13 protein-coding genes and 1 tRNA gene are annotated in these 18611 nt (G+C 58.1%); 2 read left to right on the top strand and 12 right to left on the bottom strand.

The features are described 5' to 3' along the window. Window positions 1–27: 27 nt before the first annotated feature. The 12 genes from OXE05_00980 to OXE05_00925 all read right to left on the bottom strand — a co-directional run bounded on the left by OXE05_00980 (window position 28) and on the right by OXE05_00925 (window position 15511). Complete coding sequence (locus OXE05_00980; GenBank protein MCY4435889.1) at window positions 28–2943, bottom strand: NHLP bacteriocin export ABC transporter permease/ATPase subunit; 2916 nt, start codon at window positions 2941–2943, stop codon at window positions 28–30. Between the two features lie 31 nt (window positions 2944–2974). After that, window positions 2975–5170: an NHLP family bacteriocin export ABC transporter peptidase/permease/ATPase subunit gene (locus tag OXE05_00975; protein MCY4435888.1), complete on the bottom strand. Its 2196-nt coding sequence runs from the start codon at window positions 5168–5170 to the stop codon at window positions 2975–2977. Between the two features lie 14 nt (window positions 5171–5184). Continuing rightward, window positions 5185–6072: an HlyD family efflux transporter periplasmic adaptor subunit gene (locus tag OXE05_00970; protein ID MCY4435887.1), complete on the bottom strand. Its 888-nt coding sequence runs from the start codon at window positions 6070–6072 to the stop codon at window positions 5185–5187. 528 nt (window positions 6073–6600) lie between these two features. Then, window positions 6601–6795: a hypothetical protein gene (locus tag OXE05_00965; protein ID MCY4435886.1), complete on the bottom strand. Its 195-nt coding sequence runs from the start codon at window positions 6793–6795 to the stop codon at window positions 6601–6603. Window positions 6796–7346: 551 nt separating this feature from the next. Beyond that, a complete protein-coding gene (locus tag OXE05_00960; GenBank protein MCY4435885.1) occupies window positions 7347–8081 on the bottom strand; it encodes a class I SAM-dependent methyltransferase in 735 nt (244 codons plus the stop codon). 47 nt (window positions 8082–8128) lie between these two features. After that, a tRNA-Asn gene (locus OXE05_00955) sits at window positions 8129–8203 on the bottom strand. Window positions 8204–8563: 360 nt separating this feature from the next. Beyond that, window positions 8564–9448 carry a heme o synthase gene (locus OXE05_00950; GenBank protein MCY4435884.1) on the bottom strand — a complete coding sequence of 295 codons (885 nt, stop codon included), beginning with the start codon at window positions 9446–9448 and terminating at the stop codon, window positions 8564–8566. A 440-nt stretch (window positions 9449–9888) separates the two neighbouring features. Then, window positions 9889–11310 (bottom strand): argininosuccinate lyase, encoded by a 1422-nt coding sequence (gene argH / locus OXE05_00945; protein MCY4435883.1) that lies wholly within the window; start codon window positions 11308–11310, stop codon window positions 9889–9891. 265 nt (window positions 11311–11575) lie between these two features. Further along, on the bottom strand, window positions 11576–12409 hold the full coding sequence (locus tag OXE05_00940; protein ID MCY4435882.1) for a winged helix DNA-binding domain-containing protein: 834 nt from the start codon (window positions 12407–12409) through the stop codon (window positions 11576–11578). A gap of 86 nt (window positions 12410–12495) precedes the next feature. Then, window positions 12496–13749: an argininosuccinate synthase gene (locus OXE05_00935; protein ID MCY4435881.1), complete on the bottom strand. Its 1254-nt coding sequence runs from the start codon at window positions 13747–13749 to the stop codon at window positions 12496–12498. Between the two features lie 115 nt (window positions 13750–13864). After that, window positions 13865–14260 carry a hypothetical protein gene (locus OXE05_00930; GenBank protein MCY4435880.1) on the bottom strand — a complete coding sequence of 132 codons (396 nt, stop codon included), beginning with the start codon at window positions 14258–14260 and terminating at the stop codon, window positions 13865–13867. Between the two features lie 63 nt (window positions 14261–14323). Next, window positions 14324–15511, bottom strand: a complete 1188-nt coding sequence (locus OXE05_00925) for an aspartate aminotransferase family protein (GenBank protein MCY4435879.1) — start codon at window positions 15509–15511, stop codon at window positions 14324–14326. Window positions 15512–15719: 208 nt separating this feature from the next. On the opposite strand from OXE05_00925, the gene OXE05_00920 reads away from it, so the two are divergent. Next, window positions 15720–16580: a TIM barrel protein gene (locus tag OXE05_00920; GenBank protein ID MCY4435878.1), complete on the top strand. Its 861-nt coding sequence runs from the start codon at window positions 15720–15722 to the stop codon at window positions 16578–16580. Window positions 16581–16679: 99 nt separating this feature from the next. Further along, complete coding sequence (locus OXE05_00915) at window positions 16680–18011, top strand: DegT/DnrJ/EryC1/StrS family aminotransferase (protein MCY4435877.1); 1332 nt, start codon at window positions 16680–16682, stop codon at window positions 18009–18011. Window positions 18012–18611 lie beyond the last annotated feature (600 nt).

Raw genomic sequence — 18611 nt, 5'->3', positions numbered from 1 at the left:
GGTGAACGGGCGTGTCGGCGTGTTAACTCACGTCATCTGCCGCTGCACCAGGTCGCGGAATGGCCCTTCCATCTGGTAGAGCGCAATGAAGCTGCCTTCCTGGACGACGCGTCCCTGGTGAATTACATAGATGCGCTGGGCTTTGCGGATGGTGGAGAGCCGGTGGGCAATTACGATGCGGGTAGCGGCAAGGCTCTCAATTCCCTCCATAACCTGGGCCTGGCTATTCGCGTCGAGCCAACTGGTGGCTTCATCGAGGAACACGATGCGTGGGTTGCGTACGAGCGCCGCCGCGATCCTGATGCGTTGCACCTGCCCGCCGGAGAATGTCGAGGAACTGTCGCCCACGGCGGTAAACATCTGCATTGGCATTTCGGTAATGTCGCAGTCCACGGCGGCGAGCTTGGCTGCCCGCCAGGCATCATCTAACGTCAAGTCATCGCCAATGCCGATGATGTTGTCGAGCAAATTGCCGGGCTTGAGGGAGCCGTCCTGCGTCACGACGCCGGTCTGGCGCCCAACCGACCTGCGATCGAGATTCGTTAGGTCGCGGCCGTCGAAGTAGATGCCTCCTGCAGAGGGTTCTTCAAGACCCAAAGCAAGCCGCAACAAGGTGCTCTTGCCCGCACCGGACTCGCCGACGATCGCGATGAATTCGCCGGGACGGGCGTGAATTGAAACATCATCGATGATTTGAGGCCCATCCTTGGTGTACTGAAAACTCACGTGATCGAAGCGTATGTCACCGCTCAGTTCCGCCGGGGCGGCCGGCGCCGGGCGGCTATCCGGGACCGCAGCGAGAATCGGCTTAATCTGTTCGTATACCGGCACCACTGCGGCAATGGCTTCGAGCGAGTAACCCAGCCCGATGATCGACGCATAGAGCGTAATGGATACTGCATAGACGACGAGGAAGCTCCCTAAGGCCAGTTGGTCGGGCCCCCTCCAAAGTGCGGCCCCGAAGAGGGCTGCGCCTGTGAAGGCCGGCATGGCGGCGCTGAATGCAACCAGGTGTTCGTTCAGCTTGCTGATTTGCAACTGGGCGAGTTGCTGCTCTCGGTAGCCGCGCGCCCACGAGGCGAAAGCCGACGATTCCGCGCCCGCAGAACGCAATTTGCTGATGCCATTGATGAATTGGAAGAGCTCCCCGGCGAGATGCCGCGATGCGGCGCAGAAGCGGCGTTGGGGTTGAATCTGCAACAAGCCAATAGCACAGGTTGCGGTTAAGGAGACGAGCCCGATCCCGAGACTCAGCCAGGCCAGGGCGGCGTCGTAGAGAAAGAGCAGGGCAAGCATCGGCAGCAGAAACAAAAACGAAGTAAGGGCATGAGCAACAACCCCCGAGACCTGATCCCGCAGCACTTGCACCGCCGACATCCGCACTGCTAGCTCTCCAGCAGTAAAATCTCTGAAGAAGCTTGTCGGAAGTCCAATCAAGCGGTCCCAAAGTGCTGCACCCAGGCGTGCCGCGGCCCGGCCTTCAAGACGCATCATGGCGGTACCGCGCAGGACTTGAAGCAGCGTGCCCACAATGGCAAGAGCAGTCAATGCGATGACTATCTGAGCTAGCATGCTGCCTACGGCTGCCGGAAGAATCCAATCCGCCAGCAACCCAAACGCTAGCGCGGGAGCAAGCACCAGAAGGCTGGCGAGAATGCCCGTAACCGCGAACTGCGCAAGATCATTGGCCATGCCTTTAGTGGCAAGGCTAATGACATCCTTTGATTCCGCCGGTCTATCATGCGGCAGAGGCCGGTAGAATAGCCATGCGTCCTCATGCATAGCGCTTGCCCGTCTTGCGTTTAGGCGGTCCGTCCGCCCCGCAACCGGGTCTACCTCGCGGTAGCGGCCGTTCATGCGAGGCAGCAGGGCTACCGGGCGACCGTCTTCTTGCCGGTATCCCAGCATGGCCCCGCTGTCTCCTACCCACCACCGGTCTTCGACAGAAAGATGCACCTTGCGGCTGCGCACACCTGATGTATGCAGAATTTCTTGCAGGGTTAGTTCTTCATCAACCGTGACCCGTCGTCGCGCCGGAAGGCGAAATTCAATGCCTTCGTGCTTGCCGATCACTTCAAGCACCGCCAACAGACCGGAATCACCAGTGGCGGTCGTCGGTGCGGAGGATCCGAGCACGCTAAAGAGGTCGTGTCTGGCGCGTTCCTCGTCCCGACGACGGTAGATGGAACGGGCCGTCTGCTCGTTTGCCTCGTCAGCTATCAGGAGAAGGCGATTGATTTGCTCAGCGCCGAGGGCGAGCTTGTGGAATTCCGCGAGGGAAGGCAACAGTGCGCCTTCATCGAACATCGCCCGTGAGGTCAAACCGGTTATTCGATTCGTGCTTTGCAATGTGATCCACGTCTCTGCAGTGAGCGGGACGAAACCGGTGCCTTCCGGATCTCGCTCTTCGGTGCCTAAGAATGCTGCATCGACGCTGCCGACGTCGACCCACACTACCCCGCCCGGCCGGGCGGATAGAACGCTGCCGACCGCGGCGTCCAGCGAGTCTTCCGGACTCTTGGGGTCAAACAGCACATCGGGACGGGGACGCGGCTCAATTACCTTTGCCACGGCGGCTGCGAACTCCGTGAGCCAAGCATCGACCTGCCCGGACAGTTGCTCTGCAATTTCGTATTTCAGCAATTCACTCAGCACGACGCGACGCAGCCGGCAATCCGGCATGCCCTTGGCGACTGGAACCAATGGTCCGCTCTCTCCAACTCCAAACACTAGACGGCCTTCACCGGCGCGCAGCAGGTGTTTGGCGTGAGATGACTGCTCTTGTCCTTGGTACTCGACAAGAAATACATCGAGCACGCCGCTCTCGACGAACCAGGCGATCTCGGGATCATCCAAGCGGATGGGGCGATTACCGGCGACGGACACTGATTCACCGAGCTCAATTGCGAGCTCGCCGAGCCGTTGGAATCGTCTCGATGTCATGAGTTGCTCTTCTGATGCAAGGCATACACGGCTACTGCGCCTGAATTAGCTTGTAGTACAAGCCTGTCTCTGCAGCGATGAGTTCCTCGTGGGTACCCCGCTGAATCTCCTGACCGCGATCGAGCACAACTATCTGATCGCAATCGCGGATAGTGCTCAGACGGTGGGCAACGATCAAGCTGGTACATCCACGCCGCCGTAGATTGTGATCGATGCGCATCTCGCTCACTGCGTCGAGCGTACTGGTAGCTTCATCCAGAAACAGCACTGAAGGGTTGTCCACTAGGGCACGAGCGATCTCCATGCGTTGGCGTTGACCGCCGCTGAAATTCGTGCCCCCTTCTTCCACATTAGAGTCATAGCCGGACTGGCGGCTCATGATCTCGCTGTGAATTAAAGCGTCCTGAGCAGCGGCGACCACCTGTTCGTCAAGCGCAGTTGGGTTCCACATCGTAAGATTGTCACGCACTGACGCAGCAAACAGAAAAGTCTGCTGATCGACGATTGAGACCGAACGAGTGAGTATCTCGCGGGAGATTTGGTTGCGGGGCACCCCGTCAAAGCGTATTTCACCCGACCACGGTGTGTATTCGCCGCTAACCAGCTTAAGCAGCGTCGACTTGCCGGAACCGGTGGGGCCGACCAATGCTACCCGCTGGCCGGGTGCAATAGTTAGGTTGATGTTCTCTATGAGCGGCGGACGATTGGGACGATAGCCAAACGTGACATTGCGCAACTCGATGCTCCCTGTTAAACGCAAGCGCCCTCCCAAGGTGGAGACTCTGCCGCGTTCAGAATTGGTTGACTCTGCAAGCGCAGGGTCTTCAGGCGTGTCTAGAACGTCGTTGATGCGCCGCAGATCTGCCTCCAGAATCTGAAAGGCGTCCGTAAACTGAACGAACCGGCTTATGGGCTGAAGGAAACTGCCTGAAACCACATAGAATCCCATTAGCATGCCAATTGTCATTTCGCCTGACATGACTTGCCAACCGCCGACGCCCAAGACTGTTACGCCGCTCAGGACTAAGAAGAACCTTGGGAGCGATGCAATTATGGAGCCGAGTTCTGCGAATTTCTGCCGAGCGACGAGCTCCCGGGCTTGATATCCCGTCCAGCGAGCGAAGAAGTCATCCTCCGAAGCTGTTGCGCGCAGCGTCTCAATGTCGCGTACAACCGACGATCCGGTACCAAAGAGTAATGCCTGTTCGCGCCGCAACTGGCGATTCTCGTCGGTGCGCAGGCGGCTGAGAATGCGCATGAGAACAAGGTTCGCAATTCCCAAGCCTGCAATGAGCGCGGCCAGCAACGGATCGAAGAAAACCATCAACACCAAGAAGAGGCCACTCATAACGAGCTCGATCATGATGCCGACGAACTGCCGCGACGAGCCGCTGGCAACTTCATTGATCAACTGAACGCGGGATGTTAGGTCTCCGGCATAGCGGTGCGCAAAAAAACCTACGGGTAGACGGAAGAGACGCGACAGCATGCGCTCCGCATGAACTACCGATAATCGAATAGAGAGTCTGCGCAGCGAGTGTTGCTGGAGCCAAGTGAGGAGGTATACCAGCACACCGGTCGCAACGGCGGCGGCTACAAGGAACACACCCCAATTTCTCTCCGATCCACGCAGGACATAGTCGACAAATATGCTCAAGAGGATGGGGAGAGAGAGACCGGGTGACGCCAGCAGGATCCCGCACGCGGCGACAAACGCGAGCGGCGACCTAACGTCACGTAACCAGTGCCAAAGCTCGCGCACGACGCCGGGCGGAGAACCCCCCGTACGAAAGTTTGGCCCCGGCTTCGCCGTGAGCACCACGCCGGTGAAAGACCGGTCGAGTGTCTCTTCACTCACGGTGCGACGGCCATTGGCCGGGTCATTTAGGTAGAATCGTCCTTTGGCTATCCCTTCAAGAACCAAGAAGTGATTGAAATCCCAGAAGAGAATTGCAGGCAACGCTATGTCTTGCAATTCGCTGACCTGTTTGCGCCAGCCTGAGACTTCTAAATCGAACTTCCTGGCGGCTCTCACGATGTCCGCGGCGCTCGTGCCGTCTCGGCTCACTCCACACGCGTCGCGCAGTTCTTCGATGGGTACCCAGCGGCCGAAGTGAGCAAGCAAAATGCCCAAACAGGCAGCACCGCACTCGGATGTCTCAAGCTGAGGGAACAGTGGCGTGTGTACGCGTTTTCTCGCAGTTGACTTCGTTTGGCTTGCAGGCATCTTCTCCAGCCGCCTCAATTGGTACCGAGCGAGATTAGGAGGCGTGCCGGTGAAACCTTACGCAGGATGATCCGCATCTCGCACGGATATCCGTCCGCCAAGGGAGAGGAAAGCCTCTCGTTCAGGGTCAAGCTAACCATGTGGCCGCGTGGCAGGGCGGGAAGTCCGAGAGCTGCGAGCCAATGGGGAGGTGTGACCGCTTGCGCCGAAACGTAGCTCACCTCAGCTTCCAGCGCATCCGCACCTAACTGGTTTTGGGTCAAAGCCAGGACCTGCGCTTCCATGCCGACCGCAAGACGCCTCGCATTCTCCGGCAACACCATTGCGATCGCCTCAAGCTCATTCCCAGCATCAACTCGGACATTTGCCACTGTGGCGCCAGCCGCTACCGCCTGTCCGAGCGACAAGCTAACGGCCGCAATGACACCGGCAAAGGGTGTTGCAAGGAACTGACCGGCCGCCTCGAGTGCTTCCAGCTCGATCAACTCCGCACGGGCCGCATCGAGGGCATCGGGAGGCTTTTCGTCCGCACTCTCCAGCATCTCAACCCGGGAGCGGGCAATTGAGATCTCGCGCCCGAGCTCGGGAATTCGGAGCCGGGCAATTGGCTGCCCTGCTTCCACTCTATCGCCAACGCCTACGAGGAGTTCGACGACAGTGCCGGAGGATTCTGCGTTCACGACAAAGCGGTCGCCGGCTTGCGCGAGCACGCATCGTGCCGAGACACTCTCTTCAATGCTGCCGAAGAGGCCCCAAGCTACAAACCCCAGCATGGCAAAACCCAGGCAGACCAACAAGAGCCATTCGTGGGGCGCCGTAACACGCAATAGGCCGTTGAGGGGCTCCGTTTTCCCTCTGCGCGCAAAGGCTTCCTCGCGAAAGAGACGCTGCTTGTTCGTCAACGTCACTGCTCCAAGCGTTCCAGATAGGGCTATTCCCGGTTGAAGGCTATTCTATCGCAATGCCAGAGCTAATTGAAATGACGAGAACACACTCCCTGTGTATCCCCGGCGCGCCTTGCAGGATCGAGCCCAATCTCAGATTATCAGGTGAGGAAGAGGCCAACGTTTAGCCCGCTGCTGTTGCCTGAATAGATGCAACAGCAGCGGGCTCTAGAACGAATCGGGGAATGGTCGCTGAACGTGCAATAAGCCGGTGCGCCCTGATACGGCTGGTGCCAAGTAGCGCCCCATGCGCTGTTCTGAATTAGCCGCTGCGACTACTCTTGACCAGCACCTCTACGCTGGAAGCGTCACGGTCTTCGCCCCACGGATGCCTTGCCCACAACTGGCCGGCGGCACGAAGCCGAAGCAGTGGCATTCCCACTTAAGACGAACCAAGCAATGGCCAGACACCTGAACAAGAAAAACAGGTACGATGGACCATTGACAGGGCCCATCGTACCTGACATGCATTAGCTAAAGAAGAGTCTACGAGTTTGGATCGTTCCACCAACCGTTACCGGACCTGTCGTCGGTATCCTGCGGACCCTGGTCATCGCCGGCCCCGACTCCGCCTACGGCATCGTCCATCTCGTCCTCGGTCAATTCGCCACTGGAAGGTTCCACTTGTTCCGCTTCGGCAGCCACGGCTTCCTCAGTGGAAACAGACTTCTCTTTACTCATTTTGGATTCCTCCGCACAAACGCTTTACAAAGTCCTCAGCACCCTAACCGACAGTTACTGATGTCCCATGTTGCGCCAAAGCGCCTCAGGGCAAATTCTCGCCGATGCAACACCACATCACCACAAAGTCTCACAAGCATCCAAGTCAAAGGCGGCTGCTCAAGAGAATCGTTGGTAGAGTAACCTCCTTTGGCATCTCTAAATGTCTCCCGGTGTTGACGTTAGGGACGATCATCTTCGACCGCAACCGTATGTTATAGCACACTTAGCTACTCGTCAAGCCTGTTACACAGTCTACCTGTGATTGTCATGTACCTCTGTACTCGTCTAGGAGGTGGAAAAGCACCGGGCCCGTCCAAAATTGCTGTGTGACTCGAGTAACTTGGGTGCGATGGGTTTAAGGCGAAGCGAGCGCACTATTCTGGAGGCTAGTTGGGAAGTGATGAGTGCGCGCAGTGCTCCAGGAGCTAGCTTCACTCAATGTGACGGCCACCTTGAGATTGTGAACAACGCCTGCGCTCTGTTGACAACTTGCCGCTGATCTCACAGACCTATTTGAGCTCAGGCTTCTGCAATTCATAGATGATGAAATTCGGTACGCGGTATTCATCGGCGAACTCGGGATTCGCGGCAAGCTGTTCGTCTGAAGGGGTTGGTTCCAGCAGGGACAGTAGCACGAATCCCGCCTCCAAGAAGGCTGAGATGTAGCTGGAGAGCGTCCGGTGCATGTTGATGAACGGCGCGCCCCACCATTCGAACTCCCGAGGCCCTTCGGCAGTATAGTTGTCAATTGCATAAAAGAGCTTCCGGTCACCATGTCTAATCCAGCCGTCGGGCTGCGCCATACGCATCGGGTGTACGTTACACACAATGAAGCGGCCTCCAGGCCTCAAGACTCGAAACGCGGCCCGGACCGACCGTGCATAGTCTTGCACGTCGACAAGCACAATGTATGAGACGGCGAGATCGAAACTCTCATCGTCTATACCTGCAAGGTCTTCGGCGTTTTCGATCGAATAGGATTCAGTGAGTCTCGCCGCCGCGCGCGCTTGCGCGATGAGGGGCTCGGTGAGGTCAATTCCGGTGACATTCGCGCCAAGTGCGGCCAGGACTCGGCAAAACCGCCCTTCGCCACAGCCGACGTCCAGCACGCGACGACCGGCGACATCTCCCAGCGCCCCAAGCATCCATGTGTCGAGCATGCCGGTGCGGACTGACTGGTCCTGTTGCACCCAATCTTGCGCGTGCTTGGTCCACTGCGTACGCAGTTGCTGCTCTAGGTTCATATACCAAACGCACCACTAAGAAAGGAATAAATCTGTGATTAGAATTATGGCTCCGCGGCGAGGACTCGAACCTCGAACCAGACGGTTAACAGCCGCCTGCTCTACCATTGAGCTACCGCGGAATGCGGACGATTCCAGTGTACCAACGCGCGGCGCAGCCGGTCAACGACCGCGTCAAATTCCACTATGCGAGCGAAGTGGTAGTTTCCACAGTTCTTCAAGAATATACGACGCAGAACCCTTGTTTGAACACGTGTCAGGAAACTCTATCCGCCACGGCGGACAGAGTGAACACAAACTTGCTGCCGGAGCGCCCTCGACTGGCGCATGTAGAATCAAAATGCAGCGGGCATAGTCTCGCCGGGAATAGTCGCAAGCGGGGAATTTCCCGAAACTTCAAATTCGTCAGTCTCCCTTACAGTGATGCGGCGACAAAGTCTAAATCTCCAGCGAGACTCTGTAAGCCTCCCGCGCTCAGCGGGCTACAAAGGCAACAAGCTATCAACCATGATGGCAAGGAACAATAGCGCAAGGTAAGCCAGCGAGTAAAGGTACATTGGCTTGGCCTTTACTATGTCCGGCTGATTCCAAAGCTGCCAAGCGCAATAAATGAAACCGGCGCCAAGCATGACCGCGGCAATTAAATAGACAACACTCAACTCCCCTGTGGCGAAGAACGCAATGGCGAGGGCGGCGACGAGGAGCGTATAGAGGAAGATTTGCTTCTTCGTCTTGTCAACACCGGCAACAACTGGCAGCATGGGGACCCCTGCACTCGCGTAGTCATCCTTGAGTAGGAGTGCTAAGGCCCAGAAATGTGGCGGCGTCCAAAAGAAAATCAAGGCAAAGAGAAAGAACGCCGGCAGGCCAAGATCTCCTGTGACCGCCGCCCAGCCCACCATCGGCGGAATCGCGCCGGCAGCGCCTCCGATGACGATGTTCTGCGGCGTCGCGCGCTTTAGGAGTCCGGTGTAAATAAAAACGTAGAAGATTGTCGCGCCCAGCGTCAGGAGCGCACTCAGGAGGTTGGCAAATGTGAATAAGAGTACAAAGGCGGCAATATTGAGCGCCACACCAAAGAGAAGCGCGTTCTGAGGCTTGATCGCTCCCCTGGCAATGGGCCGATTTCTGGTGCGCGCCATCTGCTCATCGATGTCTCGATCCATGTAGTGGTTCAGCGCGTTGGCACCCCCAGAGCCGAGAGCACCGCCACTCAGTACAACCACAATTAGGATCCAGTGCGGTACGCCATTGCTCGCGAGAAACATGCCGCCCAAAGCAGTAACCAATAGCAATGAAATGATCCGTGGCTTGGTCAATGCCACGTAGTTGCGAATCTGGCTATAGAATTCAGTTGTTTGGGCCACTATGCAAGGGACCTGTCACTCCCTGAGACCTGTATTCGCACCACTCCGTAAACTCTGCAACAAGACCCCCGCCGCAGGTTAACCTTGGCATCGTGCGCAATGATGTCGAGCAACACTTGCGCCAGCACCTTGTAACGCGGCACGCCCGAACCCTCTTCCTGTCCGCCAAGCCCTCGCGTATCCGGGACTGAATTCACAGACCGATTTACTCATCAACCGTGGTGAAGCTCGCGAGCAGAACAAGCAGAAGCAACTGTAGCAGTTGCGGAAGGACGACAAAGTATGTGCAAAGTTTCACAAAGTCACAGTAGCATGTGCCGTTTTGTCGGTCAAATTGCACTGTGACAGACTAGACAGGTTGGAATGGCATCAGACAGCATTCGAGGAATGAGCCGCGAACAGTGTGAACTTTGCGCTAGCCAGCTCTGAGATGAGGGCCATCAAGTGTTGGCGAGTGCGGATCGGGATTCTCTTAGACGCTCCCGAGCATGCTCTATCGCTGCTATGACCTGGACAGGCGCGGTGCCCCCAGGAATGTCGCGGGCCGCAATTGATCCTTCCACCGAAATCACGTCAAACACTTCTGCGCTGATGCGATTGCAGACCTCTTGATATTCAGCAAGAGAAAGGTCGGCAAGCCCGCAGCCCCGCTCGAGGCAAAGGCGCACGATACTGCCTACTACCGCGTGCGCTTCGCGAAACGGCAGCCCCTTGCGAACAAGGTAGTCAGCAAGATCGGTGGCAGTTGAAAACCCACCCTCAGCGGCCTCTCCCATGCGCGCGGCCTCGACCCGGAGCGTCCCAAGTACGGCGTTCATGATGTCAAGACATGCCACCGTTGTATCCACACCATCAAAGAGTGCTTCTTTGTCTTCCTGCAAGTCCCGATTGTAGGTCAGCGGCAAGCCCTCCATGAGCGTGAGCAGAGAGAAGAGGTCGCCGAAAACGCGACCGGCCTTACCCCGTGTGAGTTCCGCGGAATCGGGATTCTTCTTTTGGGGCATGATGCTGGAGCCTGTGGCGTAGGCGTCGTCAAGTTCGACGAAGCCGAATTCGGCTGACGACCAGAGTATCACTTCAGAAGCAAGCCGAGAGAGGTGCACCATGATTTGGCTGCACACGTGCAGCACTTCGATTGCGAAATCGCGGTCGCTCACGGCATCCATGCTATTCGCGGCAATCGCCGCAAAGCCAAGCTCTCGCGCCACATACTCCCTGTCAAGCGGATAGGGTGCGCCTGCCAGCGCCGCCGCGCCCAGAGGCAAGACGTTCACGCGCGTCCGGCACTCCCGCGACCGTGCAAAATCACGGGATAACATCTCCACGTACGCCAGCAAGTGGTGACCGAACGTGACAGGCTGTGCACGCTGCAAATGAGTGTACCCAGGCATGGCGGTAGTAGCGTGCGCCGCGGCTTGGTCGAGCAGCGTTTCTTGGAACCTACACAGTTGCTGACCGAGCGAGTCCAGCGCCCCCCGGCACCACAGGCGTACATCGGTCGCCACCTGATCGTTCCGGCTGCGCGCTGTGTGAAGCTTGCCTGCCGCAGCTCCCACCCGTTCCTCCAAGAGGTCTTCCACCGCTGAGTGCACGTCCTCCCAGCGCTCAGCATCCGGGGTGATTGCGCCGCTTTCAATGCCCTCCAGAATTGCCGTAAGTCCCGTGCAGACCGCGTCAGCATCCTCGCGCGAGATGATATCTTGCTTTGCAAGCATGCGGCAATGCGCCAAGGAGCCAGCAATGTCCTCGCCGTAGAGCCGCCAGTCCACCGGCAACGACGTAGAAAACGCCAGCATGTCACCGGCTATTGGTTTGGCAAAGCGCCCGCCCCACAGGGTGGACGGGTGTTCAGACTTTTCCATGAATACCTAATCCAAATTCCCTCAGTCAGCCCCAATGGTCACCGGCTTTTCACCGCCTCCAACCGGGCGAGGCCTGAGTCTCAAGGCGTGTCCGTCACATGCAGCGTGAGGACTTGCCTCCTGCCAGGGACACCGCGCACACGGATTGGAGGTCTGAGTTTCAGCGTGCAAGGGAGCAATGTAACGCCGAAATATACATTCTCACTCAAGCCGGTCAAGATCTCTTCTCAATCTCGGCCTGTGCGTCAACTCTCCTGCCCTGCGCTTAGCCGACAACGCGATAGCCCAGTTCTTTCCGCCCATCGACTCTACACCGCATGAGCGCTCCGCTCTCTACTTGCGCGCCAAGCAAGACTTCAGCCGGTTTACGATTCCAGCCGAAAAGAAGCGCAATTTCCCGCGCCGTGCTAAGCGGAGCATTGGCCACCGCCTGGCGTACAAGCTGGACTTGTGCCTCTTCCTCTGACAGAGCGAGGGTCAAGTGCTCTGGAGGAATGTGTCGCTCGACTAAGTCCCAGTCGTGCATAGAGAAGCCCTCCACACTGCCGCCGGCGACAGTGATCAAGTATCGTTCCTGAAGCGAGCGCAACGCTGCCTGATACTGCCGTTTGCTCGCACCAGAAAGCGATTGCACTTCCCGGCGAAGGTCGCGCGACCGAATTGGGCCCTGGACAGCGACCACCTGCAGCATGTGTCGCTCAACCGGACCTAACAAGCTGCTCTCCAACACGACATCAACCGGTTCATGCAGTCCCCACAGCATCCGGAATGCCGGGAACAACTGCCAAGCGATGAAGATGGCGCGGTGGCGGAGATAGTGGCCGTAGGCGCAGCGCTTCGCTGCCGGCAGCGTGTTCTTCCAATGCCACACTTCCACAGAAAAGGTCTCGAGGCTACCCCTGGCGCGCAGCTCTGCATCGCTCACATTGGGCCATGGCAACCCGCCTGGAGAAAAGAGGTGTACAAAACCCCGCTCCGCCACGTATGCCGCTGCATCGGCCTCATTGAGCACTCCGCGACCGTCGTCGAGAAAGTACTTCTGCCGGCGCTCTTCCTGAAGGACCTCGGGCGAGACAGCGTCTCCAACGTCAACAGCCATGCTACAGTACGCTCACTCGCTCCCTAGGCAGGTCCGCCGGCAAAATGGTACGGGGGAGCCCTCCTCCAGGCAAAGTCTGCGCTCCGCTACTTGTCCTCCGCATCACTCGACTCAAGCCGTTTGGTTTGAGGCAAGAGCGGCTTGTCCTCGCCGTGCAATTGCTGACGCGCTTGCACCTGGGTGCTCAGCCCCCAGATCTTCACAAAGCCTTCCGCGGCGCGGTGGTCAAAGGCATCGCCGCTCAAGTAGGTCGCCAGGTCTTCACGGTAGAGCGAATGCGGCGATTGCCGTCCGACAACGGTAGCTTGACCGCGGTAGAGCTTCACTCGCACCGTGCCGCTCACCGAGCGTTGGGTGCTGTCTACAAACGCCATCAGATCACGGTTGAGCGTTGAAAACCAGAGACCGCCGTAAACAAGGCGTGAAATCTCTTCCGCCACCACGCGCTTGAAGTGCGACTGGTCGCTTGCGAGCGTCAGTTGCTCCAAAGCCTCATGGGCCTTGAAGAGGATCGTACCCGCCGGACATTCATAGATCTCCCGCGACTTGATGCCAACCACGCGATTCTCCACGTGGTCCACACGGCCCACGCCGTGGGCGCCACCCAAGTCGTTGAGTTCTTGGATGAGATCGACGCCGCCCTTCTCTTGGCCGTTCAGGGTGATTGGAATTCCCTCTTCGAAGCCAATCTCGATGTAAGCTGGCGTTTGGGGTGCGTCCTCCGGCGCGACGGTCCACTCGTACGCATCCTCCGGCGGTTCCACCCAGGGGTCTTCCAACGGGCCCGATTCGATGCTGCGCCCCCACAGATTCTGGTCGAGGCTATACGGCTGGCGCGATCCTTCAGGCACCGGAATCCCGTGCTCCTTGGCGTACGCCTCCTCCTGGTCGCGGGTCAAGCCCCACTCGCGCACCGGCGCAATCACCTGCAACTCTGGTGCCAGCGCATGTACGGAGACGTCGAAGCGCACCTGGTCGTTACCCTTGCCGGTGGAGCCGTGCGCCACGGCTTGAGCGCCTTCTTCACGGGCTACGTCCACGAGCAGCTTTGCAATCAGCGGACGACCCAGGGCCGTCGCCAAGTAATAGGCGTTCTCGTACACAGCGCCGGCCTTCAGCCCAGGCCAAATGAAGTGATCGATGAAGAGATCACGCGCATCCACGACGTACGCCTCGCGGGCGCCGGTCTGTTTTGCCTTGGCGCGTATCGCAGGCAGGTCCGGCTCGTGCCCAAGATCGATGGTAAGCGTGACCACGTCCATATCGTAGTGTTCTTGCAGCCAGCGTATGCATACGCTGGTGTCCAGGCCGCCAGAATAGGCCAGGACGACTGTAGCCATAGTGGAATTCTCCTCTTTGCACGTGTCAATTGAGTACTAGGCTCGAAATTAGTGGAGCGAAACAAAGCAACTGTGCATCTGCTCCACTTCTTGGTAGATCCAAACGGCACATCGCCTAGCGGGGCAACAGCTCAAGCGCGGCTAAGACCCCGATGACGACAATCGCAACCGCGTACAGATGCAATCGCATGCGCAACTCCTGCTCTCGCAAGTCGGCTTTGGTGGCACGCTCATCCACGGCATTTTCCAGCGCCTTCAGGTCGGAGCGCACTGCATCTATGTCCGCTTTAACGACTGTTACATCGGCTCTTAAGTCCCTTATATCCGCTTTCACGACCATTGTATCCGCTTTCACAGCGGCTATTTCCGATTTAACGGCGGATATATCCGCTTTGGTAGCAAGACCGTCGTGAGATTCGCCCATCGCGTCGATCATGGCTTCGGCTTTCGTTTCGCTAAAGCCTGCGCCGATGAGCGTCTTTATCGCCTTGTGGGTATCGAGCATTGCCATCTGTCTTGTTCTCTCTACCACTTACACGGGTCTGCTATCCCAAATCGCTCGTTACCGGAGTCGCTAAAGGATCCCCTGCAGCGTCTTCTCAATTCGCGTCAGACCCTCATCGGCTTCCGCATCGGTCAGGGTGAGAGCTGGAGCCATACGGATGCTGGGCGGCGCCACGCGATTCACAATGAGACCGCACTCCAAGGCGTGTGCCAAGAACTTCTCCGCCCGTTCTTCACCTAAGTCGAATGCCAGGAGCAAGCCCTTGCCGCGGATATTCGTAATTGCGTTGCCGTTTCGGGCGCTGATTTCAGCAAGTCCGGCCTTGATGCGTCCTTCCTGGCGGGCGGCATTCTGCCACAATTCATTCTCGATGACATGCCGCACCACGGCCGCAGCGCCAGCGCAGATGAACGGATTGCCGCCAAACGTGGAGCCGTGATCGCCAGGCACAAAGACCGCGGCCCGCTCGTTGACCATACACGCTCCAATAGGCAATCCACCGCCGAGCGCCTTTGCCAGCGCCATCACGTCCGGCTGAATGCCATAGTGCTCGTAAGCGAACATTCGTCCCGTGCGGCCGATGCCGGTCTGCACTTCGTCCAACGCCAACAGCAGATTGTTTTCGTCACAGAGATTGCGCAGCCCTTGCACGTAATCCTGGTCGGCCTCGTAAACGCCGCCCTCGCCCTGAATGAGCTCCACCAAGATGCCGGCCGTCTTCGGTCCCACCGCCGCTTGTGCCGCCGCAAGGTCGTTGAAGGGCACCCGCACGAAACCCGCCGGCATGGGGACGAAGTCTTCCTGGTAGTGCGGATTCGCTGTGGCGGCCACGGCAGCTATCGTGCGTCCGTGAAAGGCGTTGCTCATAACGATAATTTCATGCGCCCCGTCGCGGTTCAACTTGCCGTACTTTCTGACGATCTTGATAGTCGTCTCGAGCGCCTCCGAACCGCTATTCACAAAGAAGACCCGATCCAGCGCGGAGTTTTCTACCAGTAGCTCGGCTAATTCATACTGCCGCGGCACATGAAAGAGCGAGGAAGTATGGAGCAGAGTTGTAGCTTGCTGGGCAATCGCTTTCACCTGTACCGGATGCGCATGTCCCAGTGCATTTACAGCAATGCCTTGCAAGAAGTCCAGGTAACGCCTGCCGCGGTCATCCCACACCCATGAGCCATCGCCGGATACCAACGTAACCGGTAGGCGGTTGAATGTGTTCATGTAATACTGCTTCTCTTTGGCAGGCCAGTCGGTCATGCCGCTCTCTTCCTTCCCACAGAGTTGTGATAGTCGTCACTTGCCTAGTATAGCGCAGCCCTGGATGGTTTTGAACCACATGGCCTCGTCCGCGACCGAAGATACGTCATCCCAATGATGCAATTACACATGGACAGGGAGCGCAAAAATCGCTAAACTAGCCCGCAGCAGCAACTTTCCCTAACTACGGCAAGGAGTTTCTACTCATATGAAGTTCATCATGTTCACCAAGCATCTTGAGCATCTCAGCTACGAGGAACTGGCGGATACGATTGCCGGCATCGGCTTTGACGGCGTCGATCTGACCGTGCGCAGCCCCGGCCATGTGCTGCCCGAAAACGTCAAGACGGATCTTCCCAAAGCCGTCAAAGCCATACGAGATCGGGGCTTGGAAGTCGGCTGGATTACGACCAACATTTACAGCGCCGATGCGCCCCACGCCGAGGACATCCTGGCAACAGCCAGCGATCTGGGTATATCGCAGTTCAAGCTCGGCTACCACAAGTACGACGGCTTCGGTAATATCAAGCGCCAGCTTGCCGAGGTGCGAGTTGCCGTCCAAAGTATCGAACGCCTCTGCCACAAATACGACATGTGCGGCGGCATGCACGTCCACTCCGGTCCAAACTTGGCTGCGATGGCTCCCATCATCGGACTGCAGATCGAGGGCTTCGATCCACAGGCTATCGGTCTCTACGCCGACCTGGGCCATATGGGTATTGAAGGCAGCTTTGGCGGCTGGATTCAAGGCCTTGACCTGCTCTCCGACCGACTGGTGATGCTCGCGATGAAGAACATGGGACAGTTCTGGGAAGAAGACGCCAAGACTGGTGAGTGTAAGTGGAACCGGAAGCTCGTTCCCCTCGATCGCGGCTTCACGCCGTACACCGAAGCATTCGGCTACCTCAAGCAGATTGGCTACGACGGCTATGCCTCCTTCCATAGCGAATACCAAGGCGCCGCCTCGTGGAAGAGCCTGGACCACGACGAACTCATTGAGCAGACGAAAGCGGACTTCGCCTATGTCAAGGGCATCTGTGCGGAACTGGGAATCCCACACGGCGCATAGCCGGTTTAAAGCGTGACGCTTGCTCACGAGACTGATTGCAGACGTAGCATAGGGGACTGTACGGCAAGAAATCGTCCGTAACTTTAGCGAGGGAAGACCATGTCAGCACTACCCGCAATCCTGGGCGGCGAACAGGCCGTCACGTTGGAACACGACTACTACGTGCAGTGGCCGATTTACACCGAGGAAGAGGTAGACGTCGTTTCAGATCTCATCCGCAATCATGCCCTCGCCAGCCAGTTCGGCGGGCCGGGGCCGATCACCGACTTGGAACGGCGGGTAGCGGAAACGTGGGGCGTTAAGCATGCCTTGGCGCATTCGTCAGGAACGGCATCGTTGCGGGCAGCGCTCTTCGGCGTTGGTGTCGGCAAGGGGGACGAGGTCATTGCGCAATCGGCCATCCATCCGTTCAACTGCTTGCCCATCGTCGGCAGCGGCGCCGTGCCGGTCTTTGCCGACATTGATCCGGTTACGCTTACCCTCGACCCCGCAGACGTGGAGCGGAAGATCACGCCCCGCACGAAAGCCATCATGGTCGTGCATTGGCCCGGCTGCCCGGCGGACATGGACTCTATCATGAACATCGCCGGCCGGCACGCATTGCGCGTAGTGGAAGACAATTGCATCTCCCAAGGAACGACGCACCGCGGACGCATGGCCGGATCTATCGGTGACGCCTCCGCCATCAGCTTCCAGCATGGCAAGTGCACCTCCGCCGGTGAAGGCGGGGTCTTCATGACCAACGACACTGAGGTGTACCAACGTGCTGCTTGCCTGGGGCATTACGAACGCCTGCGCGAATTGCCCAATCCCAAGTGGCGCGCGATGACCGGCTTCAGCTTTGGCGAGAAGTATCGCATGGCGACGATAAGCGCTGCCATCGGCGCCGTTCAGATGAAGTATTGGGTAGAGCGTCTTGCCGTGCGCCATGCGAACACCGACAAGCTGGGAGAGGCCATCGCTGCCATCGAAGGCTTCGCCGCACCGGACTTCCCCTCTTACTTTCCATCGCCGTACCAAAGCGGACGCATCATGTTCGATTCCGACAAACTCGGCGGCATTACTCGCGCACGGCTGCTGGAGGTGCTGCAGGCCGAAGGGGCGCAAGTCTCGTCGCCCGCACAAAAGGACACACTCACGCCGCACGCTAACGGACTTACCCACATGCTTCACAAGCATCCGGTTTTCCAGGGCAACGAACACGGGACAGGAGACGTACTGTGGGAGGTCCTGGGTCCTAACGTCACAAGAATTGACTACAGCAGCGTCACGCTCCCCGTCACCGAGGATCCCGAGATCCCTTATGACTCAATTCGTGTGCCCAGTTTCACCCGTCCGGCGGATGAGTTGATCGACCAGTACGTGGCTGCCTTTGCCAAAGTGGCCGCCCACGCGGATGAACTGAGCGGCGCGCTTGCCGAAGCCCGTTAGGGAAAAATACTAGCAGAGCAGGCTCGCTGATTCCACGTTGCGCGGGGCTTGTCCCCACTGTTGTCGCATCAACCGCCGGGGTGAAGAACATGCGGTTCTCGGTGCCCTGCCCGGTAGCGCAGGCCCTTCGACAAGCTCAGGACACGTTTGTAACCCCGTATCAAGTACGGGGCAGGCTCTGCGTCTGCGTCCTCCGGCTGGGACGCGTTCCTTCTGGTTGCATGTCTCTCTTCATTGCCGCAACGCTGCATCTCCCCCTCACCCCGGCCCTCTCCCCCAGGAGACCATTGCAAAACCCTCGCCACAGCGCGGATGTCCCCTCTCCCTCGACGGGTGAGGGTGAGGGTGAATCTCCTGAAATCTTTCCATTTGCACACCAAATCTGCCCTGATACGTCTTGACACTTCCCAGCGTAAAGGGCCATTGTAGCAAAAAGACCTCCTCACCCCCAACCCTCTCCCCTGTACAGACTGGGCTGATAGGTAACAGGTGTTCGGGTTGATAGGTTACACATTGTACTGATTGACACCTTCGGGCGCTTTGGGTTGGGCAGAGAAATAGACGTTCCAGGCACCACGACATACTCATGTTCAGTTCGTG

It is taken from the genome of Chloroflexota bacterium, assembly GCA_026710945.1.
Lineage (GTDB): Bacteria > Chloroflexota > UBA11872 > VXOZ01 > VXOZ01 > VXOZ01.
The sequence above is the reverse complement of the archived record's forward strand: the minus strand, read 5'-3'. Positions and strand labels throughout refer to the sequence as shown.

Coding starts and splice junctions, on each gene's coding strand:
- OXE05_00980 (MCY4435889.1), bottom strand. CDS start 2,943: ATGACATCGAGACGATTCCAACGGCTCGGCGAGCTCGCAATTGAGCTC.
- OXE05_00975 (MCY4435888.1), bottom strand. CDS start 5,170: ATGCCTGCAAGCCAAACGAAGTCAACTGCGAGAAAACGCGTACACACG.
- OXE05_00965 (MCY4435886.1), bottom strand. CDS start 6,795: ATGAGTAAAGAGAAGTCTGTTTCCACTGAGGAAGCCGTGGCTGCCGAA.
- OXE05_00960 (MCY4435885.1), bottom strand. CDS start 8,081: ATGAACCTAGAGCAGCAACTGCGTACGCAGTGGACCAAGCACGCGCAA.
- argH (MCY4435883.1), bottom strand. CDS start 11,310: ATGGAAAAGTCTGAACACCCGTCCACCCTGTGGGGCGGGCGCTTTGCC.
- OXE05_00940 (MCY4435882.1), bottom strand. CDS start 12,409: ATGGCTGTTGACGTTGGAGACGCTGTCTCGCCCGAGGTCCTTCAGGAA.
- OXE05_00935 (MCY4435881.1), bottom strand. CDS start 13,749: ATGGCTACAGTCGTCCTGGCCTATTCTGGCGGCCTGGACACCAGCGTA.
- OXE05_00930 (MCY4435880.1), bottom strand. CDS start 14,260: ATGGCAATGCTCGATACCCACAAGGCGATAAAGACGCTCATCGGCGCA.
- OXE05_00925 (MCY4435879.1), bottom strand. CDS start 15,511: ATGACCGACTGGCCTGCCAAAGAGAAGCAGTATTACATGAACACATTC.
- OXE05_00920 (MCY4435878.1), top strand. CDS start 15,720: ATGAAGTTCATCATGTTCACCAAGCATCTTGAGCATCTCAGCTACGAG.
- OXE05_00915 (MCY4435877.1), top strand. CDS start 16,680: ATGTCAGCACTACCCGCAATCCTGGGCGGCGAACAGGCCGTCACGTTG.